We start from the raw sequence: 16,016 nt of genomic DNA, 5'->3' as shown, positions 1-16,016 counted from the left end.
TTGGTATATAATTTCATTGTTGGGTTGATTATACGATTATCTAACGGCATGATTTACAGTAATTTCTAGTTTAAGGCATTCGAATATCCCATGAAAAAAATCGCAATAGTAGGCCTGTCCGTCGTTCTCTCCGCTTGTGTATCCAGTGATTACGTCACCGATGTCAGCTCAGAGAGCTACCGTGAAGATTACCAAACGGCATCCGTCGCCAAACCTGTCGTCTCTGAGCAGGGTATGGCAAAAGACGTGACCGAAAGTAACGTCAAGCCTAATGTTGTGAAAATGTCACCAGAGTCCAGCAAGCAAGTGGTGAAAAAACAGCCACAAAGCAAGCCTGCTGTTGCAATCATACCGCCGACAGCTAAACAGAAAGCGATGAATCCACGTTTTGGTTTTACGATTCAAGTCGCGGCCGTAGGGTCACAAACGAAAGTGGACCAGTTTGCTCGACAACTACCTCAAGGTGATCAACCGATTTGGGAAAACTACAAAGTCGTGAACGGTACAAAATGGTACACCGTACTTTATGGGGATTATGCGACGCGTGCGGATGCCAAAAAGGCAGTGAGTGAATTGCCAGCCGAACTGCAAGCACTCAAGCCATTTGTTAAGAGCATCGATGATATTAAGAACTCTCAGTACCCGACGCTCAACAAACTAAACTGATAGAATGAAAGGGGCCAAGCGCCCCTTTTTTCATGACTCTTCTTATTATTCGCTTAGAAATTCAACAACTAACCAACTAACTCGATATGAATAGGCGAAAAACGTGTAAACGCTCCCGAGTTTTCATTAAGATCGGATAAGCCTCTTTGTTGCATTACGGAAAGACCATCAATGACGACCAACATCTTATTACTCTGTGGCGGCGGCTCATCTGAGCACGAAGTCTCACTCGTTTCAGCCAATTACCTGCAAGAACAACTTACCTTGACGGATGGGTTTAACGTCTTACGCGTTGAAATGCGCTCTGATGGCTGGCATACCGAAGATGATGAGTTAGTCTATCTCGATACCAATGCAGGCACCTTAAATACCGCAACCGATGCCATCACGCTCGATTTTGTCGTCCCGTGCATACACGGTTACCCTGGGGAGACGGGTGATATTCAATCTATGCTCGAGCTATCAGGGATTCCTTATCTAGGCTGTGGACCTGAGGCGAGCACCAACAGCTTCAATAAGATCACCTCTAAGCTTTGGTACGACGCATTAGGCATCCCCAACACACCTTACTTGTTTCTCACAGAAAACACAGAAGAAACTTATCAGCAGAGTAAGCAAGCCTTTGAAAACTGGGGTAGTGTGTTTGTCAAAGCGGCGAGACAGGGCTCTTCCGTTGGTTGTTACAAGGTCACTAATATCGATCAGTTGCGTACAGCGATTGCAGACGCGTTCACATTTTCCGATCAGGTTTTGGTCGAAAAAGCCGTGAAGCCACGAGAACTCGAAGTGGCGGCCTACGAAATGGATGGCCAACTGCACATTACCTTACCCGGTGAAGTAAAGGCGCCTGCGGATGCCTTTTACAGCTACGAAGAAAAATACAGCGCAACGAGCCATTCCACAACGGATATCGTCGCGTCTAATCTCACTGAGCAGCAACAACAGATGATTCGACTCAACGCTGAAAAGGTCTTTACCCATATGAAGCTGCGTCACCTCTCTCGGATCGATTTCTTTTTGACACAAGAGGGTGAGCTTTACCTCAATGAAGTCAACACCTTCCCTGGGATGACCCCAATCTCAATGTTCCCTAAGATGGTGGTCAACGACGGTGTGCCATTTCATCAGTTTCTCGCCAACTGCGTGACAACGTCAATCAATCAATAGGGCGGATCACTTTATATTTGAGCCTTTCTTGCGCTGCTCGCACTGTATTACCAACATAGTAATAGGGCATAGCAGCGCTCTTCCAACGACCGTAAGTCTGAATCTCACGCGTGTTTATACCTTGTTTAGCTAACTCAATCGCTCCACCTACACGCAAAGACTGACCAGAAAAATCCAGTGCCAAGCCAAGCTTGTCACTCGCTGAGCGCATGATTCGGTATATTGAGGAGTCATCCAAAGGTGCGGTAGCAAACCGACCATGTTTGTCTATTGCGACAAAAAGAGGACCGGGAGCCACACCACGTAAAATCAACCAACGATTGAGCTTTTCTGTCGCACCTTTACTCAATCGATAACACTCATTACCCAAGCTCAAAACCCCCTGCGATGACTCAATCGTCACATTGCCAACGTTAAGCGATTTGAGCTCTGAACGTTTTAACAAACACTCAAACATCACGTGGTAAATCGCTAGATTTCGAACATCGATTGGCGTATTCGAGCGCTCAAGCTTATCAGTCAGTGTATCGAGCGAGGATTTAGTAAAGGCATGGCTTGATGTCGCATCCCCACGCTTTTCGTTGCTAAGTTCAGACATCAAGCGCCTAACAGAGTGGGTGTTGACGGGATCGTCGTAGCCCAATATACGGTGCATCAAACTTATGGTGACGCTGTAACGACGAACGGTGGCGTACTTTCTGTTTCTCGATTCCGACTGCAGAAATATCCTTACCGCTGTCGAGGCGGCTGGCAGCGCGACAACATGGTGACTAAGACAAAAGTTGTAGAAACGATTCCAATCATTACTCATCGCCAAGACGGAATTGTGCGAGTATTGCCCATCGGTAACAAGGTTAAGGTCTTGAATTGTCGTCTGTTTGTTGAGTGCACGAGTCAATGTTTGTCTCATGCTGTTATCGGTCACTATTCGAACATTTTTTCTCATGGATTCACTATAAAAACGCACAAACTCATATCGAGATACTTGATAAACAAGGAATTACAATTATCATTAATTTAACTCATAACTAAGACTATAAATACTATGCCAGTAGCGACTTATCGAGGTTTTAACCTTAAAACTGCCGGGAACTCTACAGAGATTTGGCAAGTGCAAATCAAAAACCACCAACTGCAAGGCAGTATGGCGGCGGTGAAGAAGAGCATTGATTGGTTTTGTGACACTGCGACCATTATCGATCCCCGCGAATTCAGTTCCATCAACTCGAAACGTGAAGGTTCAGGCCAGCCCGCACAAGAAAATTTTAATGGTTTCACCCTAAAGAATGATACAGGCGAACCCAACGCTTGGTATTGTTTTTTCAATGGCAGGTTACTTAAGGGCGGAAAACTTGCCATTCAGAAGCACATAGAGGCATACTTGGTCGCGAAACAAAAAGCAGAGCAACAGAAGAAGTAATATGTCTTTAGTGTATTCAACAGAAGTTGGCCGAATTAAGCCAGAAGAAGAGAAAGTACAACGCCCAAAAGGCGACGGTGTTGTGCGTATTCAACGTCAAACCAAAGGCCGCAAAGGCAAAGGCGTGAGTATTGTCACTGGCCTTGATTTGGATGACGCGCCATTGAAACTCCTCGCAGCAGAACTTAAGAAAGTGTGTGGCTGCGGCGGTTCAGTTAAAGATGGCAACATTGAGATCCAAGGCGACGCGCGAGATAAAATCAAAGCCCATCTAGAAAAGAAAGGCTTTACGGTAAAGCTCGCTGGCGGTTAATGCTAAGTAATAAGCGGTTGGTAATCGCAGATTAACAAACTGATTATTAGGTATTTTATGGTAAATTTAGTTATGTTTAATCAATGCTGTATTTAACCGTAAAGATCGAATAGGGAGCGTGGCTCCCTATATTTGAACAACCATATTTAACATAAGATAGATAATACGCACTCATTAACACGTTGAAATAGGCCATCTGAGCTAAGGCTAAACACCGCATAAGCACCTGATACGCTTGTAATTCCTAGCCCGTTATACTTTTTTGCGATCTGATTCCATAAAGCCTCCGCTTCGTGCGACTTGGCTTTATCGTCCGCCAAGGGCACCAACACCATTTCTTTGTCCGCACAAACGTTCTCTGTTGCCGATACTGTGCGCGACTTAAAAACGGCGCTAACCAAAACACTTCTAGTCGGACCTTGTAGTCCTTACAAAATCACCCGCTTTTAACTCTCGTTATCTTAATTACATTAATTAGATTCAGTTGACGTGACAGCGTCACTGCATTCTCGTATCCAAACCATCCGTCTAATTTATGGGTGACTGTAAATGACAAGGCGACATCGTTGGTCAAAGTCCGCATCAGTGACGGCATCACCCAGAAGCATGATTAACTGGCAATAGTGAGCGCTTACACCGACCGACTTTCAGTTGTGTAATTAAATTACACCAAGAAACAAAAACGAGCTAGCAACAGAATAATAACCCACCATAAGTCATTGTAATTAATAAACTTAATCTTAATGTTATTGCTTTCGACATGACTTTCAGGATTTGTAACCGCTTTGTTTTAGGCAAAAAAAAGAGAGCCATTGGCTCTCTCTAGGTGGGTTATTGTTTGTTTTCTGCTGCGGCTTTGCGTATGTCATCGGCAACGACTTTTATTGCCTGCGCGGTACTCATCCCGCTTGCCATTAGCTCTTGAATCCGCTCTACGGCTTTTTGCTGCTCTTCGTGTGTCAGCGGTGGTAAATCATCAAACATAAAAAAGGCTCCTTTTTATAGGAGCCCGACTATAGTACGAATTATTCGAGGTGGCTAGCGCTACCCTCGCCTTTAGTAACTGCCTAAGAAATTAATAAAGGCGCCCATAGAATCTTCATTCGTGTAGCTTGCACCAATATCGAGTTGAAACAGGTTCAATGGCGATATACCTATACCTGCTGTCAGCGTGTCATCTTGATTGTCATACGCAAGATTGCGTTTCCATCCAGCTCGCAGTTTTAACTGACGCATGATGTCAATTTCGCCCCCGATTCTGAGCATTTGTGTATTGTCTTCAAAGTCGGTGTAACGTTTGTCTTCATTGAGGTCATAGTCAACACTGATTGTCGCGTAGTCAGCAACTAAACCAAAACCGACGGTGTATTGCGGTCCTAGTTGATATTGATAAGTACGTCCAGAGATTGGAGTCGCGTTAGTTTCGATGTCGCGACTGATCAAGTTGGTCGCAGAGATGCCTGCTCGTAACGGGCCATGGAACCACAGGAAACCTGCATCCATATTGAACATGGTTTCGCCAGTTCCGTTTTCACGTACGTCTGTTATATCGTAGTCAGCTAGAGATGCTTCATACACGTATGTGTAAATACGCTGCAGTTTTGGTGAGACACCAAACGCGATGTGTTGTCCGAGAAATGTCTGATATTTAGCTAGAGAGATACCCGCTTCCGCAACTCCGATAGAAACAGCACTGACAGAGCTATTTTGCGCATTTTCTAAAATACGTTGCTCCTCCGTGCCTGCTGTACTATCCGTTGCAATGTTAGGGGTCGCATATGACTCAGTGTATAACTTGCCGAATACATTGGCAGCGATAAAGCTATTCGGAATTGCAAACGCTACAACGCCACCCATTTCCAACTTAGCTTGATCGCCTTGCAGATCATCAAGCGCTTGTCCTAACTCGTTAATTCTACTAGGGTCATTGGTCTCTAATAGGTCCGCCACTGTATCAAGATCATTCACCATATCATCTTGATCACTATACGAGAGACCAAAAGAAGGCACGATCATACCGACATCATCATTGCGACGGTAAATAGCGGTAAGCGCGGGATTGTAGAACGGTGCAGTGAGAAAATTGGCGGATACCACCCCTACGCCACCCATGGCATCACCACGTGCTTCAATGGCGTAGTTGGCGGCAGAGGCTGACGTGGCAGCCAGAGCAATTGACAGGCTCAAGAGTTTAATTTTATTATCCATAGCGATATAAATCTTTTCAGTTCCATTCATTTATATCGTCTTATTGTCTATGAACTTTAACTATTCCTCTACAGAAACATCATAGGTTTTGCTGATAATTTGGGATTGTTCAACAATTATTGGCCCCTGCCAACGTTGTTGATTGATGGAAACGGCCAACACGTAACGACCTGCTGGTACCACATTCGGTTTCAGCGCAGTCGGAAAATCGGAAACATGTACCTCTGTCCAAATTTGGTTATATTTGCCATCCACATAGTCGTAAATCCCCGTTTCTAGCTTAGGTAATGGGCAGTGCGGGTTGAGTAATGCGGTGCGATCGATACTCCACTCATCCTTTGATTTCCAGCGAACGTCAATCGCAGCATTGGGTTCGCCAAGCAGGACCCAAGCACTCCAAGAGGATTGGTCAGCAGCAGTGACGTCCAATCGATAGAGTCCCATAGGTAAACGACTGTTCAAGTTGTATCGCTTAATGTATTTACTCAGGCCACTTTCGTTACCCGGTAACTTTGTCAAAGTGTTGTCAGTGGATATATTACGAGATACCCACTGGGTTAATGCGATATCTCGAATGGGCTTTTCTGAATCCACTTCGACGATGGCTCGAAACGCATCGCGCCCAGGGCTTTCAATGTTAGTACGGCGGATGACAACCGAGGATATCCACGTGGGCGTGGGATTGGTATCTAGGCCTTTTCCACAGTCCACTTCAAGCGATTGAAGGAGTAACGAATTGAGGTGGCTTGATAAATTTGAGGTTGATTCGAGTTGCCAAACTTCCACCAATGAAGAAAACATACCCGACAAGTTATTGTTGAGTAGATGCTTATGAGCTTGAGTCAACGGTGTGTTGTCCTCAAACCAAGGCGCGGTATCGCTGAGTGCAGGTGCACTCGCAATGAGTGCACCCCATAAGAGAGCCCGTATCTTCATATTAGGCTTTCATTTTGTATCCAACACCACGCAAGGTCTCGATTTCTAGACCTGGGAGTTTTTGACGTAACTGCAATACATGTGTGTCAACCGTACGTGTGGTAGGAAAATGATTGTATCCCCAAACATGATCAAGCAATTCGTCACGAGTAAACACGCGGCCTAAGTTACTGGCTAAGAACAACAAGAGATCAAACTCTGTACGTGTTAAGGTGATGGATTCCTCTTTGTAGAAAACTTCACGGGTCGCTTTATCGATCACCAAGTCGCTGGTCGTCACTTTTGAATCATCTTGAGCTTCGGCGTCCGGAGAGCGCAACTGCGCACGAATTCGAGCAAATAGCTCCGCTTCAGCGAAAGGTTTGGTTAAATAGTCATTCGCACCGGCATCTAAACCTGTGACTTTGTCTTTTACCGTTACCAGAGCCGTCAATAAGATCACTGGAACATCTTTGATTTTTTTCCAATCGGTTAAGTGCGCTACAGAATCACCATCAGGCAATTGGCGATCAAGCACCACCAAGTCTGCTTTATCCCAGTACTGTGCCACGTCCGCAATGGTTTCAGAGTGAAAACATTCGTAACCTGCTTGTTCAAGGCTAACTAGTAGGCCGTCAGCTAAATTTTTGTCGTCTTCAACGAGAAGCAGTGTCTGTTTCACAGGGTATCTCCAATATAAATGTTGTCGGTGGGCCGATGAGGTTCATAGTTCCGCCCATACGTCCGACCATCGATTCAACTATGGTTAATCCTAAGCCCAGGCCGCTTTTACTCACAAAGGGTTTGCGCAAATTGCGCCAGTCTTTATGGGTTAACTGGCCTTGGTCTTTGACCTTTAGCGTAATCATGTCCACTGAGGTTTCAACCTCAAGTTGAACAGGAGCAACGCCATATTTAGTGGCATTGCGGATTAAGTTGTCGATGCAAGTCCCTAGCCAGTAGACATTAAGCTTTGCCGCGACATCTTGGTTAATTAAGAACTCAACTTTGTCGCCAAATTCTTCTTCTAATTTGAACTCAAGCCATTCGCTGACAGATGGTACCCAATCTGCGGCCAATGGTTTGTTATCTGATTGCAAATAATCTTTACTGGCTTCGGCCAGTTGGCGCAATCGTCTAGAATCTTCACATAATCGACGAAATTCGTCGTACACTGACTCTGGCAGCTTTTCAAACTCACGACGAAAGCCTTCAACCGTCAAGGATAAACTGGCGATTGGCGTACGCAGTTCGTGCGTTAAGATCTGCAAAATCAGCATACGGCTTTTCATTTCTTGGCGCTTGGTGTTCCAGCGATACGTCAACCAACCCAGTACCAGCAAAATGTTCGCGACAACCAAAACCGCCATGCTGATTCGTAAGATCTCTGATTGATCTTCAATATCCCAACACAAATTGCCCCGCTGTGCGAAACAGCGTACCGCCGTGGATTTCGGCTCTACTTTTAGACCACTCTGATCGACATAGGTTTTCCAAACATTGTCTGGATACACTAAATATTCATCATTATTGCGAAGCCAGAGTGCATTTCGATCCAAAAACATGCTCGATCCTGCCAACAGTGCCAACATGGCAGACTCATCCATTCGCTGCAATCGTCCTAATAAGGTCGTTTCTGGATCGAGCGGACGCTCCTTGATGTGCATGTATTGCGATAGCTCATCCAGTTTTTCCGGATGCAGTGCCACATAACGACTGGCGTAGGTTCCGCCGCCAGGATGGATAAGCGCACTGCGCGCAAACCACTTGGTGCTCACGGTATTCCCTTTACATACAGAACGGGTAAACACCAACGGCTCCGTCACTAAAGGGCTCAGAGGGAGCTTACCTGTACAGTCTCTTGCGAGATCATACAAGCGCTGAATATCTTTGAGAGGATAATGCGCCGTTTGCGGCAGCATAGATTCAGGCGTAAGCAAACGTGTGGGGTAATCGGCCTGTAGTACGCGAATATCGTAACTCACTACCGCCTCAGAGCGGTCAAACATATCAATAAATGTGTCGATACGCTCAGGCAAAGAGTTCGCGAACGCGCTCTTTGTGGCCAGAGTTATCAAAGCAGTTATCAGTATGTTTACGGGTTTAATCACTGTAAAAATTCATTAAATCAGTAAGTTAGAAATAGAATAAACCATTATGACAAAAATAGACATTTCAAATGTAATATTGATGTCAGGAATCATTACCACTAAAACGCATAAAGCCAGCATTACGCTGGCTTTATCGTACTGTGAGGGGAGATTACAACGCTTTGGAGATGGCGTCGACACTCTCTTTTGCATCACCAAACAGCATCTGAGTGTTCTCCTTAAAGAACAATGGGTTCTGAACGCCAGCGTAACCGGTGTTCATCGAGCGTTTGAAGACAATCACGTTTTGCGCATTCCACACTTCTAACACGGGCATGCCAGCGATCGGGCTGTTTGGATCTTCCAGCGCGGCTGGGTTCACCGTGTCGTTAGCACCAATGACGAGCACGGTATCGGTCTCTGAGAAATCGTCATTGATTTCATCCATTTCCAATACGATGTCGTAAGGAACTTTCGCTTCCGCGAGCAATACGTTCATATGACCAGGTAGTCGGCCCGCAACAGGGTGAATACCAAATCGCACCTCCACACCTTGTGCACGAAGTTTTTCGGTAATTTCATGCACTGGGTACTGCGCTTGAGCAACGGCCATGCCGTATCCTGGTGTGATGATCACAGACTTAGAGTTCTTGAGCATCTCGGCCACTTCTTCTGCTGTGGTCTCGCGGTGTTCACCTTGCTCAACATCTTCAGAGATCACCACTTCTTGACCAAAACCACCGGCGATCACACTAATGAACGAGCGGTTCATCGCTTTACACATGATGTAGGATAGAATCGCACCGGAAGAACCCACAAGCGCACCGGTGACAATCAATAGATCGTTGGCGAGCATGAAACCGGCCGCTGCCGCTGCCCAACCTGAGTAAGAGTTGAGCATAGAAACCACCACAGGCATGTCCGCCCCACCGATGGACGCAACCAAGTGGTAACCAAACGCAAACGCAATCAACGTCATCACAAGCAGTGCGAACATACTACCTTCAGCGTTGACGAAATGCACCATCAAAAGCGTTGATACCACGATCGCCGCAAGGTTCATTTTGTGCTTATGCGGCAGATTTAATGGTGAAGATGACACGATACCGCGCAGCTTACCAAATGCGACCACGGAACCTGTAAAGGTAACCGCACCAATGAAGACACCTAGGAACACCTCAACCAAGTGAATAACGTGCTCGGCATGCGTTGCTGCCTCTGGTGCGTCGAGGTAGCTGTTGTAACCAACCAATACTGCCGCCATACCAACAAAACTGTGCAAAATTGCTACTAGTTCTGGCATTTCGGTCATTTCGACTTTCTTCGCATAGTGGATGCCGATACCCCCACCGATCACCATGGCAACGATGATCCACGCAAAGCCTTGCGATTCAGGACCAAAGATCGTGGCGATCAACGCGATCGACATACCAGCGATACCATAGTAGTTACCTGCGCGAGCAGACTCCTGCTTTGACAACCCGGCCAAACTTAAAATAAAGAATAATGCAGCAACAATGTAAGCTGCTTGTACTAATCCTGCAGACATCCTTGTTACTCCTTAGTCTTTACGGAACATTTCAAGCATACGCTTGGTGACGGTGAATCCACCGAAGATGTTAATACTGGCAATCAACACAGCGATGAACGCCAAAAATGATACCACTCCGTTGCCTTGGCCAATTTGTAACAAAGCGCCGACAACAATAATGCCAGAAATTGCATTGGTCACCGACATCAACGGTGTATGCAGAGCGTGTGTGACGTTCCAAACCACGTAGTAGCCAACGACACATGCAAGAACAAACACAGTAAAATGTGACAAGAAGGCCGCTGGCGCGACAGAGGCTATCCATGCAAACGCTCCGACACCCACAGCTAACGCCGCCAGTTTCTTCACTGGTGAAGTGGGCTCTTCAACTTTCGGCTCTGCTTTTACTGGCTGCGCTTTTTTCTGCTCTGGTTGAGCTGAGACTTTGATTGGTGGCGCAGGCCAAGTCACTTCACCCTCTTTAACTACAGTGACGCCGCGGATAACAACATCATCAAAATCGATGGTGATGTTGCCATCTTTCTCTTTGCACAGCAGTTTGAGCAAGTTGACGAGGTTGGTTGAATAGAGCTGCGATGACTGTGTTGGCAAGCGGCCGACCATATCGGTGTAGCCCACCACTTTGACACCATTGGCTGTGGTGATCACTTTGTCTGCTTCAGTGTATTCGCAGTTACCGCCGTTGGCCGCAGCCAAATCAACAATCACACTGCCCGCTTTCATGCTGTCGACCATCTCTTTGGTGATAAGCTTAGGAGCTGGACGACCCGGGATCAGTGCGGTAGTGATGATGATGTCGACATCCTTCGCTTGCTCAGCGTAAAGCTCAGCCGCTTTTTTGTTAAACTCATCCGACATCTCTTTCGCATAACCATCGCCAGCGCCAGAATCTTCTTTGAAGTCGACTTCAAGGAACTCAGCGCCCATCGATTGTACTTGCTCTTTTACTTCTGGGCGCACGTCAAACGCACGAACGATCGCGCCGAGACTGCCTGCTGCGCCAATCGCAGCTAGACCAGCAACACCAGCACCAGCCACCAAAACTTTCGCTGGTGGCACCTTACCCGCGGCGGTAATTTGCCCAGTAAAGAATCGACCAAACTCATGCGCGGCTTCAACTACAGCACGATACCCGGCAATATTTGCCATTGATGAGAGCGCATCTAACGCTTGAGCACGTGAGATACGCGGCACAGCATCCATCGCCATAACATTAATGTTTTTGCTCGAAAGCTTCTCCATCAATTCTGGGTTTTGTGCTGGCCAAATAAAGCTAATCAGCGTGGCCCCTTCCTTGATCAAAGCCAACTCATCCAGCGTGTCATCGATAATCGGCGCATTGACCTTTAACATGACGTCTGATTGCCACACGTCTTGCGTTGAGACGATGCTCGCCCCTGCGGCTTCAAACGCACCATTATCAAAACTGGCTTTCTCTCCTGCTCCTGATTCAACGGCAACGCTGAACCCCAATTTAATTAATTGCTCGACCGATTTGGGTGACGCAGCAACACGCGTCTCACCGGGGAGCGACTCTCTTGGCACACCAATCTGCATTAGCTATTCCTTGACTATTCGCAACACTGTTTGATTTGTTTTTATCCAACGTAAAAACAGACTGCAAGTCTTTTTAAAAACTTGCTGAAAAAATCATGAGTTATAACCGTTGGGAATGAAGGATTGTGCGTCTGAACGACAAAAAGGACAAGACAGAAACCATTGATAGGAGGTCAAACCAGTTGCGTCCAGTGCAAGCAAAAATTTCCTTTAAAACAACAAATTATCTTACTCACCAAAACAAAGAAGCCATCAGCATAACGGCTAATGGCTTCTTAGAGTATGATGTTCATCAAATTGAGGAGTTATCACAGCAAAATAATCAATCAGGCGAACTCTCTATGGGTTACTTTCCCATTACGCGTCTTATTACGTCACTGTTAACGAAAACTGTTAGTTAAAAATACTGTCACCCATTTGATCAATGAACATTTGTGATTTTTTCAGCATCAATTCATTGGCATCGTCTTTACTAGCGAGCACATCCGAGCGAATAAAACGGTGTGATAGGATCTCGCCCTCTTTTTCTTTCTCAATACGTCCTGCAATACGGTATTGACCGCCTTCTGCAATGGATTCTTGATAAATGAGATAACCTTTATATTCAACCGGCTCTACCGCGACGGCTTGTTGTGATTTTCCGCCACCAAATAGACGTGAAAACAATCCCATTTATAACTCCTTACTTACGACTTTTCATGGATACAATCGGTTTCTCAAACCATTCCAGCTCCAAGTCATCATCAAAACGAGGCTTGTTGATGATCACCGGAATCTCATCTTTACGATTTTTACGGCGGTCGTCAACGATCAGGCTCACAGCAGAAGAGACCGCTGTCTCAGCATACTCTTTTAATGCCACTAAACGTTCTTCTGGGAGTGCAGAGAGAAAGTCGACATCAAAACGGATGTAGACAGGCCTCAATTGACTTAGCGCAAGACACGCTAAATCGGCCAATTGATCATGGTCGAATCTCTGAGTAAATTCTTCTCGCGCAAGCACGTGTCCAACTAAGGTTTCCATGTAATTGTGGACATCAACGCTAATCTGCATATCAATCACTCCTTTTCGTTATGCTTCTGGTATCAGTATGTGGAACATTACCTAAAATTGCCATGCAATAGAGTCATTTAGATATGATGGTGTTCAAACATTAAACATATGATCCAATTTGCTACTTAAGTTTAGTAAAAAGCTTGGATTTTCAGCAAATCAAAGTATTCTTATCTTTTGCTATTCAATGTGTCTTTTTCTGTGGGTTTGGTTGTTGCATGTCACTGTCAGTAGTTTCCGCTAATTGGTTTCGGTTGTCGTTTCCGCTACTGCTACTGATATTCATCGCGTCTGGTATGAACAATGTCATCACATTGACGCAAGCCAACCTAGATATCACCTCGAAACTGCCTTTTGTTCTGTTTATTTGTGCGATAGCGTTAGCGAACGCGTTCAAACAGAGCCGAATAGCCATGGTCGCCACGACCCTTCTGCTTGCCTACTGGTTGATACAGTCTCGACTACAATCTCCACTATCGACCGGCACAACGGTGCTTGAGTTGTCGTTGTTGGCCTTTTTGCTGCCTATTGCACTACTCAGTGTCTATCCCTACAAAGATTCGAGTTTAATGTCTCGCTCATTTGGGCTTTATCTAGTGACACTGTCACTTATTATCGTCTGGTGCTACCTCGTATTGGCTCACTTCTACGATGGTGGTTTCGACGACATCAACTCAACATTTTTATTTATCGAACCCGCCGTATCGCGAATCCCACTGATTCTTGTGCTTTACATGTTTGCCATCACTTTAAGTGGCGCGATATTGGTCATGGCAAAAAATCGCATTATCGATGTGGTGATTTACTCATCAATACTGCTTGCATCTGTGACTTTTATCTTTTTCCATGTGCCTTTTATTTCGAGCACCATGTTCTCTCTTGCAGGCATATTGCTGCTGGTTTACTTACTGTCAGCCAGTTACGAAATGGCGTTTAACGATCGTTTGACCAATATCCCTGGACGATTGGCACTTGAGTCAGACTTAAAACACCTGGGTCGAAAATTTACGATTGCCATGCTCGATATTGATCACTTTAAGTCGTTCAATGACACCTATGGCCATGACACCGGCGACGATGTGCTACGCTTAGTCGCCAGTAAACTTCAGCAAGTGGGCGGTAGAGCCCGAGTGTATCGCTACGGGGGTGAGGAGTTCACCGTCATATTTAAAGGGCGGTACGCCGAGCAGGTAAAAGAGCATCTAGAGGCGTTGAGAGTGTCGATTGAAGAGTACGAAATGATGTTACGCGATCAATCTGCGCGGCCAAAAGACAACAAACAAGGGACGAAACAGCGCGGTTCGGCGAAAAACCCAGACTCGGTAAGCGTGACCATCAGTATTGGTGTCTGCGACAGCCAGGAAACACGCAAAGTCTCTCAAGTGATTAAAGAAGCGGACAACGCTTTATATAAAGCGAAAAAGGCCGGGCGTAACCGAGTCGCTTACGCATAATAAACCCAATACGCGTAAATCAAGTGCAACATAAATAAAGAGTGCATAAATGAAGAGTGCAACCAGCGCTCACACAATCACGTATCGATTTCGGCCAGACGCCTTGGCTTGGTACAAAGCTTTATCCACTTTCTCAAATACCGACTCCAATGTCTCCTTTCCGCTAGGAACAAAGGAATAGACACCTTGTGACACGGTCACGTTTTGATGAATGGATGAAGATTCGTGAGCGATAGCCAACGCTTCAACGGTATTGTGGATGCGCTGCGCATCTTGCTCAACCTTGTTTTCATCTGTATAGCCGAGCAGCACAATGAACTCTTCACCACCATAACGGCCCACCACTTCGCCATTACGAACAAACAAGCCCGACAATGCACTCGCAAGGGCAACAAGGCACTTGTCCCCTTCAATGTGGCCGTACGTGTCGTTGTAAAGTTTAAAGTGGTCTACATCCAGCAGTATGAACCCGAGGGGCAGATGATGGCGACCATGAAACGCAATCAGCTCACGAGTTTTTTCATCGATTGAGCGACGGTTTGCGACTTTAGTAAGGCCATCTTCTGTCGCCAACTTTTCAAGCAGACGATTGGCCTCTTCAAGGGCGGCGGATTTCTTTTTATATTCACGGCGCATGGCAGCGATGCGCTGCATGGCAATCAACTTAGAGTTAAGAACGATTTTATCCACGGGCTTAATCAAGTAGTCGTCGCCGCCAGCTTCAATGGCTTTAGCGATGATCGCCGGCTCATCGTGACCACTTAGAAAAATGATCGGTACCCACTCTTCATACAAATCACGAATTCGAGATGAAACTTCAAAGCCGTTCATATCCGGCATGCTGATATCGAGCAGTACCAAATCAGGTTCAAAGGTGGGATAGATATCCAAAGCACCGGCGCCAGAATCCGCCATTTCGACCGTATGGCCAAGCTGCTTAAGTCGAATGGCTAGCTGCATGCGTTCCATTTGCACGTCATCCACTAGCAAGATTTTCATCGAAGAACCTGCTTTATCCACGCTAACTACCTTGATTTAATTCATGAATATCGTAATCCGTTATCTAAGAGCATACCTTACCGCCCTATGTTCAGCCAACTTATGTTGACTTTTATACGGTTTTTTTTACGATAACGCCCTAATTTTAGTAATTAAAGAGAGCATCCTTATGTCTGACGAGAATCAAGCAGAACAAGCTGTCGTAGACCTGTCCACCGTTTCCGCTGAACTTCGTCAAGTGATTGAGTTTGATGGCGTACCAGAAGCTATGCACAACATGGTCGTCTCAATTCATGAAGTATCGGAAGAAGCCGTGCGCGAATCTTGGGAACAACTGCCAAACAGTGCGCAAAATGTTCTCGATAACTTTGAGCAGTTCCATGCGCTTGTGTCGGTAAGCCAAGCGTTTGCTGGGCTTAACGTAATGGAAGAGTTTCCAACGCTTAATCTGCCTAAAGAGATGACAGATGAGCAAAAAGAAGAGTACCGTGCGCAGCTTCTCGACCAAGTCCTGCACAACTGCGTAAAAGATATGGTTAAGCAAATTAAAAAAGCACGCCGCGACCCTATTCTTAAACGCGACTTTACGGATGTCTTTGCGAAGTAATGATCGCATCACAA

At 45.9% G+C, this 16,016-nt stretch carries 19 protein-coding genes; 7 read left to right on the top strand and 12 right to left on the bottom strand.

The features are described 5' to 3' along the window. Positions 1–90: 90 nt before the first annotated feature. Both AC6R03_RS11770 and AC6R03_RS11765 read left to right on the top strand, forming a co-directional pair. Positions 91–666 (top strand): SPOR domain-containing protein, encoded by a 576-nt coding sequence (locus AC6R03_RS11770; RefSeq protein WP_334551873.1) that lies wholly within the window; start codon positions 91–93, stop codon positions 664–666. 171 nt (positions 667–837) lie between these two features. Further along, the gene (locus AC6R03_RS11765; protein WP_500631288.1) at positions 838–1,833 is read left to right on the top strand and encodes a D-alanine--D-alanine ligase; all 996 of its coding nucleotides are present in this window, start codon (positions 838–840) and stop codon (positions 1,831–1,833) included. Here the strand turns inward: AC6R03_RS11765 and AC6R03_RS11760 are convergent. Then, on the bottom strand, positions 1,823–2,743 hold the full coding sequence (locus AC6R03_RS11760) for a tyrosine-type recombinase/integrase (protein WP_500631287.1): 921 nt from the start codon (positions 2,741–2,743) through the stop codon (positions 1,823–1,825). The two genes, AC6R03_RS11765 and AC6R03_RS11760, sit on opposite strands and share 11 nt — an antisense overlap. Before the next feature lie 135 nt (positions 2,744–2,878). Between AC6R03_RS11760 and AC6R03_RS11755 the strand changes: the two genes are divergently transcribed. Next, positions 2,879–3,253 carry a DUF3319 domain-containing protein gene (locus tag AC6R03_RS11755; protein ID WP_487901497.1) on the top strand — a complete coding sequence of 125 codons (375 nt, stop codon included), beginning with the start codon at positions 2,879–2,881 and terminating at the stop codon, positions 3,251–3,253. Between the two features lies 1 nt (position 3,254). Beyond that, positions 3,255–3,566 carry a stress response translation initiation inhibitor YciH gene (gene yciH, locus AC6R03_RS11750; RefSeq protein WP_500631286.1) on the top strand — a complete coding sequence of 104 codons (312 nt, stop codon included), beginning with the start codon at positions 3,255–3,257 and terminating at the stop codon, positions 3,564–3,566. Positions 3,567–3,712: 146 nt separating this feature from the next. On the opposite strand, the gene AC6R03_RS11745 is transcribed toward yciH, so the two are convergent. The 8 genes from AC6R03_RS11745 to pntA all read right to left on the bottom strand — a co-directional run bounded on the left by AC6R03_RS11745 (position 3,713) and on the right by pntA (position 11,888). Then, positions 3,713–3,901 (bottom strand): DUF3693 domain-containing protein, encoded by a 189-nt coding sequence (locus AC6R03_RS11745; RefSeq protein ID WP_500631285.1) that lies wholly within the window; start codon positions 3,899–3,901, stop codon positions 3,713–3,715. Positions 3,902–4,397: 496 nt separating this feature from the next. After that, positions 4,398–4,550, bottom strand: a complete 153-nt coding sequence (locus AC6R03_RS11740; RefSeq protein WP_500631284.1) for a YoaH family protein — start codon at positions 4,548–4,550, stop codon at positions 4,398–4,400. Between the two features lie 72 nt (positions 4,551–4,622). After that, a complete protein-coding gene (locus tag AC6R03_RS11735) occupies positions 4,623–5,774 on the bottom strand; it encodes a conjugal transfer protein TraF (protein ID WP_500631351.1) in 1,152 nt (383 codons plus the stop codon). 60 nt (positions 5,775–5,834) lie between these two features. Beyond that, positions 5,835–6,710 carry a DUF2861 family protein gene (locus AC6R03_RS11730; protein WP_334551880.1) on the bottom strand — a complete coding sequence of 292 codons (876 nt, stop codon included), beginning with the start codon at positions 6,708–6,710 and terminating at the stop codon, positions 5,835–5,837. Between the two features lies 1 nt (position 6,711). Continuing rightward, complete coding sequence (gene vxrB / locus AC6R03_RS11725; protein ID WP_334551881.1) at positions 6,712–7,371, bottom strand: response regulator transcription factor VxrB; 660 nt, start codon at positions 7,369–7,371, stop codon at positions 6,712–6,714. After that, positions 7,346–8,776 (bottom strand): sensor histidine kinase VxrA, encoded by a 1,431-nt coding sequence (gene vxrA, locus AC6R03_RS11720; protein ID WP_500631350.1) that lies wholly within the window; start codon positions 8,774–8,776, stop codon positions 7,346–7,348. The genes vxrB and vxrA overlap by 26 nt, the downstream gene beginning before the upstream one ends. Before the next feature lie 175 nt (positions 8,777–8,951). Next, a complete protein-coding gene (pntB, locus tag AC6R03_RS11715) occupies positions 8,952–10,328 on the bottom strand; it encodes a Re/Si-specific NAD(P)(+) transhydrogenase subunit beta (protein WP_500631283.1) in 1,377 nt (458 codons plus the stop codon). Between the two features lie 12 nt (positions 10,329–10,340). Continuing rightward, positions 10,341–11,888, bottom strand: a complete 1,548-nt coding sequence (pntA, locus tag AC6R03_RS11710; protein WP_500631282.1) for a Re/Si-specific NAD(P)(+) transhydrogenase subunit alpha — start codon at positions 11,886–11,888, stop codon at positions 10,341–10,343. Between the two features lie 125 nt (positions 11,889–12,013). Here pntA and AC6R03_RS11705 point away from each other — a divergent pair, with 125 nt between their 5' ends. After that, on the top strand, positions 12,014–12,289 hold the full coding sequence (locus tag AC6R03_RS11705) for a hypothetical protein (protein WP_500627181.1): 276 nt from the start codon (positions 12,014–12,016) through the stop codon (positions 12,287–12,289). On the opposite strand, the gene AC6R03_RS11700 is transcribed toward AC6R03_RS11705, so the two are convergent. Together AC6R03_RS11700 and AC6R03_RS11695 are read right to left on the bottom strand one after the other, a co-directional pair. Further along, positions 12,282–12,560, bottom strand: a complete 279-nt coding sequence (locus tag AC6R03_RS11700; protein ID WP_334551885.1) for an HlyU family transcriptional regulator — start codon at positions 12,558–12,560, stop codon at positions 12,282–12,284. The two genes, AC6R03_RS11705 and AC6R03_RS11700, sit on opposite strands and share 8 nt — an antisense overlap. A 10-nt stretch (positions 12,561–12,570) precedes the next feature. Next, positions 12,571–12,942: a late competence development ComFB family protein gene (locus AC6R03_RS11695; protein WP_334551886.1), complete on the bottom strand. Its 372-nt coding sequence runs from the start codon at positions 12,940–12,942 to the stop codon at positions 12,571–12,573. A 218-nt stretch (positions 12,943–13,160) separates the two neighbouring features. On the opposite strand from AC6R03_RS11695, the gene AC6R03_RS11690 reads away from it, so the two are divergent. Next, positions 13,161–14,396: a GGDEF domain-containing protein gene (locus AC6R03_RS11690; protein ID WP_500631281.1), complete on the top strand. Its 1,236-nt coding sequence runs from the start codon at positions 13,161–13,163 to the stop codon at positions 14,394–14,396. 69 nt (positions 14,397–14,465) lie between these two features. Here the strand turns inward: AC6R03_RS11690 and AC6R03_RS11685 are convergent, their stop codons facing one another. After that, positions 14,466–15,395, bottom strand: coding sequence for a GGDEF domain-containing response regulator (locus AC6R03_RS11685; RefSeq protein ID WP_500631349.1), 930 nt, complete (start codon positions 15,393–15,395; stop codon positions 14,466–14,468). A 169-nt stretch (positions 15,396–15,564) separates the two neighbouring features. On the opposite strand from AC6R03_RS11685, the gene AC6R03_RS11680 reads away from it, so the two are divergent. Beyond that, positions 15,565–16,002 carry a DUF3069 domain-containing protein gene (locus tag AC6R03_RS11680; protein ID WP_334551889.1) on the top strand — a complete coding sequence of 146 codons (438 nt, stop codon included), beginning with the start codon at positions 15,565–15,567 and terminating at the stop codon, positions 16,000–16,002. The last annotated feature ends 14 nt before the right edge of the window (positions 16,003–16,016 follow it).

The sequence above is a fragment of the Vibrio sp. R10-SG-ISO4 genome, assembly GCF_059834135.1.
Note: the sequence above shows the minus strand (reverse complement) of the source record. Positions and strands in the feature narration are given on the sequence as shown.